This is a genomic window from Streptomyces sp. NPDC017940 (assembly GCF_044328435.1).
In the GTDB taxonomy this organism is placed as follows: domain Bacteria; phylum Actinomycetota; class Actinomycetes; order Streptomycetales; family Streptomycetaceae; genus Streptomyces.
The window spans coordinates 587,975-602,029 of sequence record NZ_JBIRHJ010000005.1; the positions used below are offsets into that span (position 1 = coordinate 587,975).

General features: G+C 72.4%; 12 protein-coding genes. 10 read left to right on the forward strand and 2 right to left on the reverse strand.

Annotated elements, in window-relative coordinates; all coding sequences use genetic code 11:
- The first annotated feature begins 308 nt into the window (after positions 1-308).
- From ACH4DX_RS20690 to ACH4DX_RS20715, 6 genes are all read left to right on the forward strand, one after another.
- A complete protein-coding gene (locus ACH4DX_RS20690; protein WP_398156171.1) occupies positions 309-1,820 on the forward strand; it encodes a glycoside hydrolase family 3 protein in 1,512 nt (503 codons plus the stop codon).
- Positions 1,821-2,520: 700 nt separating this feature from the next.
- A complete protein-coding gene (locus ACH4DX_RS20695) occupies positions 2,521-3,543 on the forward strand; it encodes a phytanoyl-CoA dioxygenase family protein (RefSeq protein ID WP_398122991.1) in 1,023 nt (340 codons plus the stop codon).
- A 20-nt stretch (positions 3,544-3,563) separates the two neighbouring features.
- A complete protein-coding gene (locus ACH4DX_RS20700) occupies positions 3,564-4,874 on the forward strand; it encodes a DUF6271 family protein (protein ID WP_398156172.1) in 1,311 nt (436 codons plus the stop codon).
- An 18-nt stretch (positions 4,875-4,892) separates the two neighbouring features.
- Positions 4,893-6,134: a type III PLP-dependent enzyme gene (locus ACH4DX_RS20705; protein WP_398156173.1), complete on the forward strand. Its 1,242-nt coding sequence runs from the start codon at positions 4,893-4,895 to the stop codon at positions 6,132-6,134.
- On the forward strand, positions 6,135-6,665 hold the full coding sequence (locus tag ACH4DX_RS20710) for a GNAT family N-acetyltransferase (RefSeq protein ID WP_398156174.1): 531 nt from the start codon (positions 6,135-6,137) through the stop codon (positions 6,663-6,665).
- A 14-nt stretch (positions 6,666-6,679) separates the two neighbouring features.
- The gene (locus ACH4DX_RS20715; RefSeq protein ID WP_398156175.1) at positions 6,680-7,900 is read left to right on the forward strand and encodes an MFS transporter; all 1,221 of its coding nucleotides are present in this window, start codon (positions 6,680-6,682) and stop codon (positions 7,898-7,900) included.
- A 33-nt stretch (positions 7,901-7,933) separates the two neighbouring features.
- Here the strand turns inward: ACH4DX_RS20715 and ACH4DX_RS20720 are convergent, their stop codons facing one another.
- Positions 7,934-9,355 carry a S41 family peptidase gene (locus ACH4DX_RS20720; protein ID WP_398156176.1) on the reverse strand — a complete coding sequence of 474 codons (1,422 nt, stop codon included), beginning with the start codon at positions 9,353-9,355 and terminating at the stop codon, positions 7,934-7,936.
- A 259-nt stretch (positions 9,356-9,614) separates the two neighbouring features.
- Here ACH4DX_RS20720 and ACH4DX_RS20725 point away from each other — a divergent pair, with 259 nt between their 5' ends.
- Positions 9,615-11,528 carry a sigma-70 family RNA polymerase sigma factor gene (locus ACH4DX_RS20725; RefSeq protein ID WP_398156177.1) on the forward strand — a complete coding sequence of 638 codons (1,914 nt, stop codon included), beginning with the start codon at positions 9,615-9,617 and terminating at the stop codon, positions 11,526-11,528.
- Between the two features lie 287 nt (positions 11,529-11,815).
- Here ACH4DX_RS20725 and ACH4DX_RS20730 read toward each other — a convergent pair whose 3' ends face one another.
- Positions 11,816-12,385 carry a DinB family protein gene (locus ACH4DX_RS20730; RefSeq protein WP_398156178.1) on the reverse strand — a complete coding sequence of 190 codons (570 nt, stop codon included), beginning with the start codon at positions 12,383-12,385 and terminating at the stop codon, positions 11,816-11,818.
- Between the two features lie 266 nt (positions 12,386-12,651).
- Here ACH4DX_RS20730 and ACH4DX_RS20735 point away from each other — a divergent pair, with 266 nt between their 5' ends.
- From ACH4DX_RS20735 to ACH4DX_RS20745, 3 genes are all read left to right on the forward strand, one after another.
- Complete coding sequence (locus ACH4DX_RS20735; RefSeq protein WP_398122999.1) at positions 12,652-13,065, forward strand: ATP-binding protein; 414 nt, start codon at positions 12,652-12,654, stop codon at positions 13,063-13,065.
- A gap of 253 nt (positions 13,066-13,318) precedes the next feature.
- Positions 13,319-13,675: an STAS domain-containing protein gene (locus ACH4DX_RS20740; protein WP_398123000.1), complete on the forward strand. Its 357-nt coding sequence runs from the start codon at positions 13,319-13,321 to the stop codon at positions 13,673-13,675.
- Positions 13,668-14,042, forward strand: coding sequence for an ANTAR domain-containing protein (locus ACH4DX_RS20745; RefSeq protein WP_398123001.1), 375 nt, complete (start codon positions 13,668-13,670; stop codon positions 14,040-14,042). The genes ACH4DX_RS20740 and ACH4DX_RS20745 overlap by 8 nt, the downstream gene beginning before the upstream one ends.
- Positions 14,043-14,055: the final 13 nt, after the last annotated feature.

Genomic DNA, 14,055 nt, shown 5'->3' on the forward strand with positions numbered 1-14,055 from the left:
CCGGCGCGGGCCGCCGACGAGGATCGACAGACTGGACGACATTCGGGTACACCCTTCGGCTTAGTCGGCGATCCGAATGGATGACGGCGCGCTCCCCCACCACGCCCAAGACTGGAGAGGGATCCCCGCAGGGCTCCCCCGCCCAGACCATCGAACACCCCTCGCGTGCAGCACATTTGTCCGCACATCCCCCTACAACGACTCCTTGACACCGTTGATTGGTATAGGCCAATATCCGGCTCGTTCCCCCGCTTCCACCGCGGCCGGCCGGGCCGCCGTTCCCGCACCCCGCTCTACGGAGGTCCCTCATGGCAAGCGACAGCGACCCGCGTCTGACCCGGCTGGCCAACTCCGTGCTCCAGCCGGGGTTCGTGGGCACCACCGCGCCGGACTGGGTGCGCCGCCGGATCGCCGACGGGCTCGCCTCCGTCGTGCTCTTCGGGCGCAACATCGAGAGCGCCGAGCAGGTCGCCGCGCTCACCGCCTCCCTGCGCGCCGAGAACCCCGACCTGATCGTCGCCATCGACGAGGAGGCCGGTGACGTCACCCGCATCGGCGCCCGCACCGGCGCCTCCTGGCCCGGCAACCTCGCCCTCGGCGCCATCGACGACACCGACCTCACCGAACAGGTCGCCCGCGACATCGGCCACCAGCTGCGCGCGATCGGCGTTTCGCTGGACTTCGCGCCCAGCGCCGACGTGAACTCCAACGCGATGAACCCGGTCATCGGCGTCCGCTCCTTCGGCGCGCTCACCGACGTCGTCGCCCGCCACACCGCCGCCTGGATCCGCGGTCTGCAATCGGCCGGGGTGGCCGCCTGCGCCAAGCACTTCCCGGGCCACGGCGACACCGACGTCGACTCCCACCACGGCCTGCCGCGGTTCACGGCCGACGCCGAGGAGATCGTCCGTACGGCCCTTCCGCCGTTCACGTCCGCAATGGACGCGGGTGTACGCGCCGTCATGACCGCGCACATGCTCGTGCCCGCGTACGACGAGGAGCTGCCCGCCACCCTCAGCGGCCCGGTCGTCAACGGCCTGCTGCGCGACCGGCTCGGCTTCACCGGCCTCGTCGTCACCGACGGCATCGAGATGAGCGCCGTGAGCGGCCCCTACGGCATCGGCGGCGCCACCGTGCGGGCGGTCGCCGCCGGAGTGGACGCCGTGTGCGTCGGCGGTGAGAGCGCCGAGGAGTCCACGACCGTCGACCTCGCCGACGCCCTCGTGCGCGCGGTGCTCGAAGGGACGCTGCCCGAGGAGCGGCTCGCCGAGGCCGCGGCCCGGGTGAGCGAGTTCGCCACCTGGTCGAGCGGCCTGGCACGGGCGGCCGAGCCGGAGGCGAAGCCGTCCGACATCGGCCTGGTCGCGGCCCGCCGCGCCGTCCGCGTCCACCGCGGCGGCACCGGCGCCGCGCTGCCGCTCGCGGCCGACCCGCACGTCGTCGAGCTCTCCCCGACCATGAGCCTCGCCGTGGACGGCGCCACCCCGTGGGGCGTCGGCGAGCCACTGCGCGCCCTGCGCCCGGGCACGACCTCCGTGCGCCTGTCCGAGGCCGAGCTGAGAGACCAGGACGACCTCCTCGACCGGCTCGCGCTGGCACCGGCGACCGGCAGGGACCTGGTCGTCGTCGTCCGTGACGCGGCCCGGCACCCCTGGATGTCCGAGGCGCTCGCCGGACTGGTGCGGCGCCGTCCCGACGCCTTCGTGGTGGAGATGGGCGTGCCCGCGGGCGAGCAGATCGGCGCGGTGCACCTGACGACGTACGGGGCCACGAGGGTGTCGGGCATCGCGGTCGCCGAGGTCCTCGTCGGCACCGTCTGAAGGGTCGCACCGGTGCGGCGCGGGCGAGCGGCCCGCCCCGCACCCCCCGGAACCGGCCGACGACACACCGTACCCACGGGCGCGCAGAGCCCAACGCGCCCCCATCGGGCGGGGGTTGACTTCAGCCCAGGTCTAGGCCATCTTGAGGGAAAACCGCACCTGGTCTAGTCCATTACGGGAGAGCGGCGCCGGCGTCAGGAACCGGCGTGGGCCCCCGGCAGGACGTCGACCGGTCGGCACCGTGCGTCCTCCGGAGCCCTTCGCAGGAGGCGGCGCCGAGCACCAGGTCGAGCACTAGGAGGTAGCACCACCGGCTCTGTCGACACCGAGATCCACGGCGTCCCGCGCCGACGCCGCCCCGGGCCCGTGCCACCGGCACGACCGTAGCCCCGTGGCCCGCGTCGGCCACGCCCCCGCACCCACGCAGACCCCGGATCCACCGGGGCATGTCGACATCCCGCACGCCCCCCGTGACCGGACGGCCCCGTCCCGTCGCGGCGAGCGGCACCCGGCCCTTGACCGGCCCGGCGGGCAGAGCGGCCCCCGGACCGCGACGACGGCAGCGCTCCCGCCGTACTCGTCGCCGCCTCCCCGTGAGGCCTCCCCCCATGCGCCGAACCGTGCAGCCGCGGTCTCCCCCGCCCTCTCGCCGCATCCACACGTACCCCTTCACCGCGACACCAGCCATGGAGGACCCCGCATGTCCACCCACGAGTTCCTGCACCGCGCCGCCTCCGACCGGCCCTATTTCAGCTCGGACGGCGAGTCGTACCTCGCGCAGTTCCCGCTCAGGGAGATCGTGAAGTCCCGCCCGCTGCGCGTCCTGAGCGAGGAGCAGTTCACCTTCTGGCAGACCTACGGCTATGTGGTGGTGGAGGAAGCGATACCCGCCCCGGCCGCCCGGAGCCTGCTCGACTTCACCTGGGACTTCCAGGGACTCGACCGGTCCCGGCCCGACACCTGGTACGAGGAGCGGGAGTTCCGCACGGACCTGGAGCGCGACCTCTACATCTACGGCTTCGTGGAGGCGTACCACCACCAGCTGATGTGGGACAGCCGGCAGACGCAGCGGGTGTACGACGCCTTCGTCGACGTGTGGGACTGCGAAGAGCTGTGGGTGACCCTCGACCGGCTCAACCTCAACCCGCCGAACGTCAAGAACCGTGACCGTGCGCTGATCGCCCCCACCGAAGAGGGCTTCGACATCGAGCTGCACTGGGACGTCGACTCCACCCGCGAGGTGCTTCCGCAGCGCGTACAGGGCATCATCGCGCTCCACGACACCCGCGCGGAGCTGGGCGGATTCCAGTGCTCGCCGGAGCTGTTCCGCCAGTTCGACCGCTGGAGGCTGGACCAGCCCGCGGGCCGCGACCCGGTGCGCCCGGGCACCGACCGGGCCGAGTTCCCCGTGGTGCGCCCCGAGCTGAGGGCGGGCGACCTCCTCATCTGGAACGGCATGCTGGCCCACGGCGTCGCCCCGAACACCTCCGACGACGGTGTCCGCGCCGTGCAGTACCTCTCCATGATGCCGGCGCTCGAGGAGCACCACGCGCTGCGCAAGTCCCGGATCGAGTCCTGGCGCAGCCTGTCCACGCCCGACTGGAACGCGACGCTCGTCGGCGACGCCACGCGGCACGAGTCCGAGCGCTACGGCAGAGCCGAACTCAGCGGGCTCGGCGAGAAACTCCTCGGCCTCAGCTCCTGGCACCCGGACAACGCCTAGTGGGGAAGCGAAGACACGCCATGCGCAAGATCTGCCTGACCCTGCCCACCAACAGGGCCTGCGCCCCGATGGTCACGGCCCTGCTCCAAGAAGCCCAGTACGCGGTACGCGCCTTCGCCGTCGAGGTACACGTGCTGATCCTGGACTCCTCGGCGCCCGGGGCCTTCGCCGAGCACGCCCGCGCGGCCGGGGCGGCGCACGGCGCGCCGCACCTCGTCGTCCACCACCTCGACGAGGACGCCCAGCGCGCCTTCCTGCGGGAGGCGATCCGCGGGTCCGGCCTCCTGAAGCCGGACCTGCTGCTCGATCTGATGCTGCCCGACGCCGTGTCGTACGGGGCCTGCACCAACCGTGCCTTCCTCGTCGCCGCCGCCCTCGGCTGCGAGTCGGTCCACCGCAGGGACTCCGACAGCACCTACCAGGTCCTGGACGGGCAGCCCGTGTACCCCGTCCACCACGAGCTGACGTCCCTCGGCAAGCGCGCGGCCGAGGCGGCCGACGGTGTCGCCGCGAGCACGCTGGAGGCACACCACGCGGACAAGCCGGTGGTCCTCGTCGGCTCGTCGTTCATCGGCGAACTGTCGGTGGACATCGGTGAGATGTACGCCATCGACCGCGAGGTCTTCCGCGACGTCGTCGGCCTGTGGGCGCCCTTCGACTGGACGGACGAACAGAAGCGGGAACTGGTCGACGAGTCCTTCCGCGGCGCCGGGCACGAACCGTTCACCGCGGACGAGGCGCTCCTCACCCTCGTCGACCCCATGCGCGTCGACATGTGCAACGTCAGCTTCCACCAGGTCCACGAGCGGGTGCCGCTGCCCCCGGCCACCGACACCATCGGCAGCGACTACTTCCTGCTGCACCTGGTGTACGACGCCACGCTGCCCGGCGTGCTGCACAACCGCAACATCGTGAACTTCTACACGGGCGAGCGCAGGACCGACGCCGGGTTCGTCGCCTACCAGAACCGGTTCGTGAAGTTCTTCCTCTCCATGCTGTACCTGAACTTCGTCTACCGCGGGATGACGGCCGCGGGCCCCGGCCTGCTCGACGACGACCACCAGGTGCGCGTGGAGCGCGTGGCCGCACTCGTGCGCGAGAGCACCCTCCTGGACACGGCGGAGAACACCGAGCGCCTTCGCGTCCTCGACCGCTCCTACCGGAGACTCGGCGGCAAGTACGCCGCCTTCGCCGACTCCCTCGCGCCCCGGCGACGCCGCCTGCTCGACGAGGCACGCCAGGACATGGAGGACTTCGCCCTGCTCATCGAAGCCTGGGCGGCCCTCGTCGAGGCCGCGCGCGCCACGCCCCTCAGCCGACTGCACGCGTAGCGGAACGGGTCAGCCACCATGTACGACACGACCACGCCCCAGTTGCGTGCGGCCCTCGCGGCCGCCACGGAGGACCTGCTCGTCTACGACCTTCCCGGCATCGCGGACCGCCACGACTCCCTGGTGCGCGAACTGCCCGGGGCCGCCGTCCGGTTCGCGATGAAGGCCTGCCCCGTCGACGAGGTCCTCACCTGTCTGGCTGGGCGGGGCGCCGGGTTCGACGCGGCGAGCCCGCACGAGATCGCCCAGGCCCTCGCGACCGGCACTCCGGCCGACAGGATCCACTACGGCAACACCATCAAGTCCGACCGGCAGATCACCGAGGCCCATCTCCTCGGCATCAGGGACTTCGCGACCGACAGCGTGGAGGACGTCCGGGCGATCGCGGAGTTCGCCCCCGGCTCCCGTGTGTTCTGCCGGCTCTCCACCGACGGCGACGGCGCGCTGTGGGGCCTCAGCCACAAGTTCGGCTGCTCCCCCGCCGACGCGCTGCGCGTCATGGAGGAGGCACGCGCGGCGGGTCTGACCCCGTCGGGTCTTTCGGTGCACGTCGGCTCGCAGCAGATGACGGCCGAGGCCTGGTCGGACGCGTGCGACCGGATGGCCGACGTGCTCGATGCCCTGCGGCGGCGCGGCATCGCCCTGGACCACATCAACCTGGGCGGCGGGCTACCCGCCCTCGGCTACCGCGACCGGCTCGGCACGCCCCTCGAACCACCCCTGGACAAGATCTTCGCCGTGATCAGGGAGGGCATGCAGCGGTTGCGCGCCGTCGCCGGGAGGCCGCTGGACTTCGTCATCGAGCCCGGCCGCTATCTGGTGGCCGACCACGGCGCGGTGCGCGCGCACGTGTCCCGCCTCACCGCCCGCGGGCAGCTCGACGGCGAGCGCCAGTACTGGCTGTACCTGAGCTGCGGCAAGTTCAACGGCCTGTACGAGATGGACGCCCTCCAGTACACGCTGGTGTTCCCCGGCCACCGGGGCGGCGACTTCGTCCCGGCCGTCGTCGCGGGACCGACCTGCGACAGCGACGACGCGTACAGCCACGAGGGCAGCCCGGTCCAGGTCCCGAGGACGGTGGCGTCCGGCGACCCCGTGTGGATCCTGTCGTGCGGTGCCTACGCCACGAGTTACACCACCCAGGGCTTCAACGGCTTCGGCCCGCTGCCCTACACCTGGATACGCGAGGACCCCGGCGTCCACGAAGACCGTGCGGACAGTGCCGCCCCGCCCGCAACCGTCCCGGGAGGATCGCGCTAGATGGTCCACGACGTACGCATCCGGCACATCGCCGAGGGCGACTGGGGCGGCATCACGGAGTTGGAGGCAGCGGTGTACACCGACCTCGGTCTCTCCGAGGGCCGCGCGGCACTGGAGTCGCGGGCCCGTGCCTCACCGAGCACCTGCTTCGTGCTCGACCGCGCAGGGGAGCCCGCGGGCTATCTGCTCGCCCTGCCCTATCCGCCGTTCCAGTCGCCGGATCTGGCGCGGGCCGAGGAGACGGCAGCGGCGGGCGCCGCCCCCGTCCCCTCGGCGAACCTGCATCTGCACGACCTCGTCGTCGCCGAGGACCACCGCGGCCACGGGCTCGCCCGGCGGCTCCTGCGCCACCTCGCCTCGACCGCACGGGCGCAGACGTACGAACAGATCTCCCTGGTCGCCGTCGCCGGGAGCGAGACCTTCTGGACGGCACAGGGATACCGGGCCCATCGGGAGATACCGCTCCCGGGGAGTTACGGCACCGACGCGGTGTACATGTCCGCGGCCGTGCCGGAAGGACGACGAGGCTGAAGAGACTGATGAAGATGTTGCTCGTTCGCGATGAGTTCCGCCGCGCACAACTGGCCATCGCGGCGCTGTTCTGCGTCCTGGGTTTCCAGTACGCGACGTGGGCGGCGCGGCTGCCCGCGCTCAAGTCCAAGCTCGACCTCTCCGAGGCCGAGCTCGGGCTGCTCCTGATGGCCTGCGGCGTGGGCGCGGCGGCCTCCTTCCCGCTGGTCGCAGCGCTCAGCAGACGCTGGGGATCACAGCGCCTCGCGCTCCTTTCGGCGCTGTTCCTCGGGGTGCTCCTGCTCGCCCTGGCCGCCGCGCCGAACTATCCGGTGGCGCTCGCCGTCATGTGCGCCGACGGCCTGGGCGTCGGGTGTCTGAACGTGGCCATGAACGCGCAGGGCGCCGCCCTCGAGTCCCGGCACAGGCGCACCGCCATGTCGCAGCTGCACGCCACGTTCAGCGCCGGATCGCTGGGGGCGGCGCTGCTCGCCTCCGGGATGAGCGCGCTCAGCCATTCGGTGGCGCTGCACTTCGGCGTCGCCGCCGTGCTCGTCATCCTGCTGACGCTGTACGCGCAGCCCTCGTTGCTCCCCGAGGAGCAGCCCGCCGGGCCGCCCCCGGGCGAGACCGCCGACGGCGCCGCGGGCGGAGCCGAGGGCGGGGCGGCGGCGAAGAAGCGGCGCACCTGGACCGTCCCCTCCCGGGTCACCTTGTGGATGGGCGGCGCGATGGTCTTCGGCACCGTCGCGGAGGGCGCCATGAACGACTGGTCGGCGCTGTACATGAAGGAGGTCGCCGACGCGTCAGCGCGCCTCGCGCCCCTGGGGATCGCCGTCGTGTCGGTCATGATGGTCCTCGCCCGGCTCTTCGCCGACGGCTGGCGCACCCGCTGGGGCGACGCCCGCGTCGTGCGCGTGGGCAGCGTCCTGGCCGCGGTGGGCCTCGCGTTCGCGCTCCTCGCGGGGGGTGTCGTGCCCGCCCTGATCGGCTTCGCCTGCATGGGCCTCGGCATCGCCGCCGTGACTCCGTGCGTGTACGTGGCGGCGGCACGGCAGGGCCCGGACGCCCTCGCGCTCGTCGCGGCCATGGGCACGACGGGCCTCCTCGCCGGTCCCCCGGTGATCGGTTTCATCGCCGCCGGGAGCAGCCTGGTCTGGGGCATGGCGGCGGTGGCGGTCTCGGCGTCCCTGGTGTCCGTGTGCGCGTCCCGGATCCGCTGGACGGCGACCGCGGTGACGGAGGCCAAGGTCTGAGACGACGCGCACGGCGGGCCCGGCCCGCGCGGGTTACCGCTCGCCGTCCGCGAGGGCCCATCGATCGCGTCCCAGGACCCGCAGGGCCCGGTCGAAGGTCGAGTCCCTGTGGTGCTCGAACTCCTCGTCGGTGAAGACGGGTTCGCTCAGGTGCGGGGGGATTCCCGGGCCGTCGAAGGTGGTTCCCGACCGGGTCAGGAACTCCTCGTTCGGCAGCCAGGCCGCCATGCCGTTGGGCAGTCTGCGCACCAGGACGTCGGAGAAGACGCCCTGGGTGTGCTGTCCGACACGCACGGTGGTGCCGGGCCTGTCGATCAGCGACTGGGTGAACGTCTCCCCCGCGCTCACCGTCGAGCCGCCGGTGAGAACGGCGACGGGGCCGGTATAGCGGGGCCCGTGGGCGGGGGTGACGCGTGCGGGCTGGGGGCGGGTGTGTCCGGTGGGGTCGGCGGGGTCGTTGCGGGCCCGCTTGGAGTACGCGACGTAGCCGGTGTCGGTGAGGCGCCCCGCGAGGCGCAGCCCGAGGGCGTCGGAGCCGCCGCCGTTGATCCGCAGGTCGATGACCAGTCCGTGCAGGCGCCGGGTGCGCTCCTCGGTGAAGACGGTGGCCAGGGCCCGGTCGAGCTCGGCGAGGTGCGCGCTGAAGGGGGCGGCCGGGCCCGCGTACCCGCTGAATCCGGAGACCCGCAGGTACCCCTGGCCGCCGGGCAGGTCGGCGTAGGTGATCCGTCCCTCGGCGAAGTCCGTCACGTTCTCAGCGCCCTTCAGGTCGCGTCGGAGTACCAGCTCCTTCACCCGGGCGTCGAGTTCCGGCGAGGGCACCGCGGTCCCCGTCCGGGGCCGGGCGAAGCGCCGGTCGCCGTCCTGCACCATGACGTGCGCGTCCTCGAGCGGCGCGACCATCTCTGAGAACAGCGCGAACAGTTCCTCGCGGGTGGTGTCGGCGTGCACCTTCGGCCGGTACCGGTCGCGCACGGCGTGCCAGTCGACGCCCCGGGCGGCGAAGAACGGGTAGTTCTCCTCGAACGACTGCCAGAAGACGTCGAAGGAGGCCACGGGGCCCCGCGGCGCCGGACGGGTGCAGGCGGCGGGGAGCCTGTCGATCCGTCGCAGCTCCTGGTGGCCGACGGAGCTGTCCGTGCGCAGCGTCGCCCGGTCGCGCCCGTGCGCCCTCCGTACCGTTAGCACGGAGCCGTCCAGGGTGTACCGGCCGGGGCCCGTCCGCCGCGCCGTCTCGCCCTTCACGCAGCTCACCGACGTGGTCTGGTACTCCTGAAGCGTTCCGTGCCGAACCGCCCAGACCGTGCCGTATCCGTCCGTACGCCACAAGCCGTGAATTCCCGACTCCGCCGCACGCGTTACCGGTGCTGCCTGCGCGGGAGCCGCCGCTGTCGCTGCGACGGCGGCCCCCGCCGTGAGCGTCAGAGCCGTCACCACGGCCGTCGCCGTTCTCATGTGCTGCCTTTCGTCGCCGGTGTCCGTACCTGGTCGCAGGCCGGACCAGGTCGGTGCCCCGACCCGCGTCCACGATGGCGCACGCCGTGCCGCGCGCCCATCCGGCTGCCCCGAGCCCCACGGTGGGGACAGCCCCCGAGGGCCCGGAAAACGTGACCCGGCTCTCAATGCCCTCGTCGAGGTTTCTGTTATCCCGCCGCGGCGCGCAGGATCTCCCAAACAGCGGGGGTCACACGGACACCAGGACAGGAGAAGCGTTGTGGAGCACGATCGGCGCAAGCGCGAGCAGGTCGACGGCGCCGAGCTGGCCGCTCTGGTCGCCGCCGCGCGGACGGGCGACGCACAGGCGCGGCACGACCTCGCGGCCTCCTTCCTGCCGCTCGTGTACAACATCGTCGGCCGTGCCCTCGGGGGGCACGCGGACGTCGACGACACCGTGCAGGAAGTGATGGTGCGGATGCTCCGCGGGCTCCCGGGCCTGCGGGACCCCGCGTCGTTCCGGTCCTGGCTCGTGGCCATCGCGATGAACGAGACCCGCCGCCTCCAGCAGCCGACGCCGGTGGACAGCGGCCTCCAGGACGCGTACGACGTTCCGGATCCCGGCAGCGACTTCACCGACGTCACCATCCTGCGGCTCGGCCTGTCCGGCGAGCGCAAGGAGGTCGCGCAGGCGACCCGCTGGATGGACGACGACTACCGGGAACTGCTCGCCCTGTGGTGGCTGGAGGCGGCCGGGGAACTCTCGCGGGCCGAGGTCGCCGCGGCCCTCGGCCTCACCGCCGAGCACACGGCCGTACGTATCCAGCGCATGAAGGCGCAACTGGTGTCCGCCCGCACCGTGGTGCGCGCCCTCGCGGTGACACCGCGCTGCCCCGGCCTCACGGAGCTGACCGCGTCCTGGGACGGCGGGCCCTCCGCGCTGTGGCGCAAGCGGCTGGCGCGCCACACCCGCGCGTGCGCCGCGTGTACGGGGCACGGCGCACGCCTCACTCCCGCCGAGGGACTGTTGGCGGGCCTCGCACTCGTACCGCCGCTGGCCGCGGGCAGCTTCCTCGTGGCCGACCCGGCCGTGACCGTCCCGACAGCCCACGCGCAACCCGTCCAGCACGCCGAGCCCGTCCAGCACGACGAGCCCGCCGAGCCCGCCGAGCCCGCCGAGCACACGGTCCACCTTCAGCACACGGACCGCTTGCAGCACACAGACCGCATCCAGCACGCCGAACACCCGCAGTACCGCCATCCGACCGACGACACCGAGGCGATCCCCCACACCATGAACCCACAGGATCCGATGGACCCGCAGGCCGCCCAGCAGCACTGGACGTCCGACGACGTCACGGCCATCTCCCCGCCCGGCACCGGCTCCCGCGGTTCGCGCGCCGAGCTGCGGCAGGGACGGCGCACGTCGCGGCGCCGCAAGCAGGCGGTCGCGGCCGGCGCAGGCATAGCGGCGATAGCCACCCTCACCGCCGTCATGCAGCTCGGCACGGACGGCTCCGAGTCCCCCGACAAGAGCACGGCCGCCGCCCTGAGGACGGACGAGCCCGCCCCGGCCGACTCGGAGCCGTCGCGCACGCCGGAGACGAAGCGGTCCCCCTCCGCGTCCCCGTCGAAGACGAAGGCGAAGCCCAAGACGAAGACGGAGGCGAAGTCGGCCGAGCCGAAGAAGTCCGCCGAGGCGGAGCGGAAGCCGCGGGGCACGACGAAGACCGGGCCCAAGAAGCCGAAGCCGCCCTCCGCGCCCCCGAAGACGCGCCGCCCGAGCGCCACGCCGGCGCCACCGGCACCCTCCGGCTCGACCGCGCAGCAGGTCCTGCGGCTCGTCAACGACGAACGCCGCGAGGCCGGGTGCCGTCCGCTCACCTACAACAGCAAACTCGCCACGGCAGCCCAGCGGCACTCCGCGGACATGAGGGCGCGCGGCTACTTCGACCACACCTCCCCCGACGGCACCGACCCGGGCAAGCGCATCACGGCCGCCGGGTACCGGTGGAGCACGTACGGCGAGAACATCGCCCGCGGCCAGCAGGGCGCCGCCTCCGTCATGACCTCCTGGATGAACAGCGAGGGCCATCGCGCGAACATCCTCAACTGCTCGTTCAAGGAGCTGGGCGTGGGCATCGAGCGGGGCTCCGGCGGCCCGTGGTGGACCCAGAACTTCGGCGCCCGCTGACCGCCGCGGAAAGGGGCGCCGAAGGGGGCACCCAAGGCGGCACCGGGGGACGGTGACAGGGCACGGGGCGGGGCGTAGAAGCCTTGCGCCCGATCACGTTGGGTCTGTCCCTCGGCGCCGGGACCCGCTTCTGGACGGCGATCAACGATCAGCGGCCAACCCCTGGAACTGATCGCGGGACCCACCGCGGGACAGCACTCCTGAACCTGCGTCCCGTCCCCACCCCGGGCAGCTCCGGTCCGCCGCCCCCCCCAGCGGCGGACCGGAGCACGGCGACCCGGCCGCCGTCACTGGCCCACCCGTCCGTCGACGCACTCGCGCAGCAGATCGGCGTGCCCGCAGTGCCGGGCGTACTCCTCGATCCTGTGCACCATGAGCTCCCGGACCGAGGTCCTGTCCTTCCCCAGTCGCTCGCCCAGGTCCGGGTGCTCGGCCAGCGCGGCGTCGGTCGCGGCCTGCTCGCGTGCCAGATCGGCGTACGCGGCGTCGACCACGGCCTGATCGGCGACCGCGCCGTGGAAGTCCGCGTCCTTCGGGCCGTACAGCTTCGGTTCCGGATCGCCCTCGTGGATCCAGTTGCGCCAGTCCCGCTCCACCTCGACGAGGTGCCGCACCAGGCCGAGCAGCGACATCGTCGACGGCGGGACCGAGCGGCGGGCCAGCTGCTCCGCGTCCAGGCCCTCGCACTTCATCAGCAGGGTGAGGCGGTAGCCGTCGAGGAAGTCGAGCAGCGTCGGGAGCTCACCGTCCGGACCGGCGCCGTCACTGTCGCGGGGGTCGTCGTCCGGGTCCGCCCACATGTCGGGGTGGACGGTCGATCGGGTCCATCGCGCGGGGTGATCACTCATGCGTGCCATGTTCGTCCGCGCGGGCCCGGCCCCGCCACCGCTTTATCCGTCCGGCCAGTGCTGTCCGCGGCCCGGCCTGTGCTGTACGCGGCCCGCGCCCCGGCACCCGCGGTCCTCACCGGGGCCGTGACCTGGAACTGTAGGGTGGGCTCCCTGCCTGGTCAGGGGCTTGTTGGCGGGAGGCAGGCGGTGCCACTCGGGTGACACCCGCGTACAGGTCGTTGTTCGGGGCAGGCGATTGATGTCCAAGAGCCTCAAAACGACGGGAGGTTGCCATGGTGCATCCCCCAGAGGAGCAGCGGGTGTTCCGCGAATGGAAGCAGGAGGGACCGACATCGGCGGCGCAGGCCCGTGCGATGGCGGAAGACTTCATGGCAGTCGTCGGATACGGGGACGAGAAGCAGCGCGAGGCGGTGCTGCTCGTCGTGTCGGAGTTGGTGACCAACGCGCTGCGGCACGCCCGCGGCGTGACCGCGTTCCGCCTCAGCCATGACGCACACGGCCTCACCGTGTCGGTGCGGGACGCCGAGGACCGGCCGCCCAAGGAGCAGCCGCTCGACCCCGGGCGGCCCGGCGGTTTCGGCATGCACCTGGTTCGCAGTCTCACGGGTGGCGTGGAGGTGCTGCGGCGCCCCGGCGGCAAGAGCGTCCGGGCGACCGTCCCACGCCCCCTCGTCGGCAGCCTGTGAAGGCCCCGTACGTACGCAGAAAGCCCAGCCCGGAGAACGGCGAAAGCCCGGAGAGACCTCCCTGGGGCGTCGAGACCCTCAGAGGCGTCGGTCTCCCAGAAGCATCGGCACTCCCAGAGGCATCGGCCTGTGACGAAGCCGACACATCCGCGCCTGCGGAACGCAGGTAAAAATCGCGGTACGGGGCAGGTGTCGTCCCAGTGCAGCACGGACAGGCCGAGTCGGGCGATGACCGCCCAGAGGGAGTGCGCGTATGGACGGTCGCTTCTCGGTCGTCGCCGTCGCCCCGGACCCCGGGGCGACGCGGAGCATATGGCGCCTCCAGGGTGAGCTCGACCTCGCAGGCGTACCCCGGCTCACCGAGACCGCGGGCAGCGGGCTCGGCACCGGCGGGCGTACCGTCGTCCTCGACTGCCGTGACATCACGTTCTGCGACTCCAGCGGCCTCAACGTCCTGCTGAGACTGCGCGAACAGGCCTCCCGGTCGGGGGCCCGTCTCGTCATCGCCCGGCCCTCCGAGACCGTCCGGCACCTGCTGCGGCTGACCCACACCGACTCGGTGTTCGACATCGCGGACGCCGTCACGGAAGCACCCGTCCGCCATGGTTGACCAGCGCTCGGACCCCGAGCCACGGATATCGGTCACCGAGAGCGCGACGGCGGCCGAGCGTAAAGTGGCGGCCAAGGAGCAGGAGATATCCGAGCTCCGCGCGGAGGTCGGCCAGCTCAAGCACGCGGTGCGCGCCCACGCCACCGTCGACCAGGCCATCGGCGCGCTCGCCGCGATCTCCAACATCCGCCCCGAACAGGCGTGGGACGTCCTGACGGAAGTCTCCCAGCACACGAACACCAAGCTCCGGCTCGTCGCCGAGCAGGTCGTCGAGTGGACCTGCGACGGCGAGCTGAGCGACGACGTACGCCGGGCACTGCGACGGAGCCTCGCCCGTCAGGAGCCGTGCGCGGCCCCGAGCAGCTGAAGCCGCGACCGGA

Bases quoted from the DNA above. Each gene is read 5' to 3' on its own strand.
- ACH4DX_RS20710 (WP_398156174.1), top strand. From the start codon at position 6,135: ATGGTCCACGACGTACGCATCCGGCACATCGCCGAGGGCGACTGGGGC.
- ACH4DX_RS20735 (WP_398122999.1), top strand. From the start codon at position 12,652: ATGGTGCATCCCCCAGAGGAGCAGCGGGTGTTCCGCGAATGGAAGCAG.
- ACH4DX_RS20720 (WP_398156176.1), bottom strand. From the start codon at position 9,355: ATGAGAACGGCGACGGCCGTGGTGACGGCTCTGACGCTCACGGCGGGG.
- ACH4DX_RS20745 (WP_398123001.1), top strand. From the start codon at position 13,668: ATGGTTGACCAGCGCTCGGACCCCGAGCCACGGATATCGGTCACCGAG.
- ACH4DX_RS20690 (WP_398156171.1), top strand. From the start codon at position 309: ATGGCAAGCGACAGCGACCCGCGTCTGACCCGGCTGGCCAACTCCGTG.
- ACH4DX_RS20715 (WP_398156175.1), top strand. From the start codon at position 6,680: ATGTTGCTCGTTCGCGATGAGTTCCGCCGCGCACAACTGGCCATCGCG.
- ACH4DX_RS20705 (WP_398156173.1), top strand. From the start codon at position 4,893: ATGTACGACACGACCACGCCCCAGTTGCGTGCGGCCCTCGCGGCCGCC.
- ACH4DX_RS20740 (WP_398123000.1), top strand. From the start codon at position 13,319: ATGGACGGTCGCTTCTCGGTCGTCGCCGTCGCCCCGGACCCCGGGGCG.
- ACH4DX_RS20695 (WP_398122991.1), top strand. From the start codon at position 2,521: ATGTCCACCCACGAGTTCCTGCACCGCGCCGCCTCCGACCGGCCCTAT.
- ACH4DX_RS20700 (WP_398156172.1), top strand. From the start codon at position 3,564: ATGCGCAAGATCTGCCTGACCCTGCCCACCAACAGGGCCTGCGCCCCG.
- ACH4DX_RS20730 (WP_398156178.1), bottom strand. From the start codon at position 12,385: ATGGCACGCATGAGTGATCACCCCGCGCGATGGACCCGATCGACCGTC.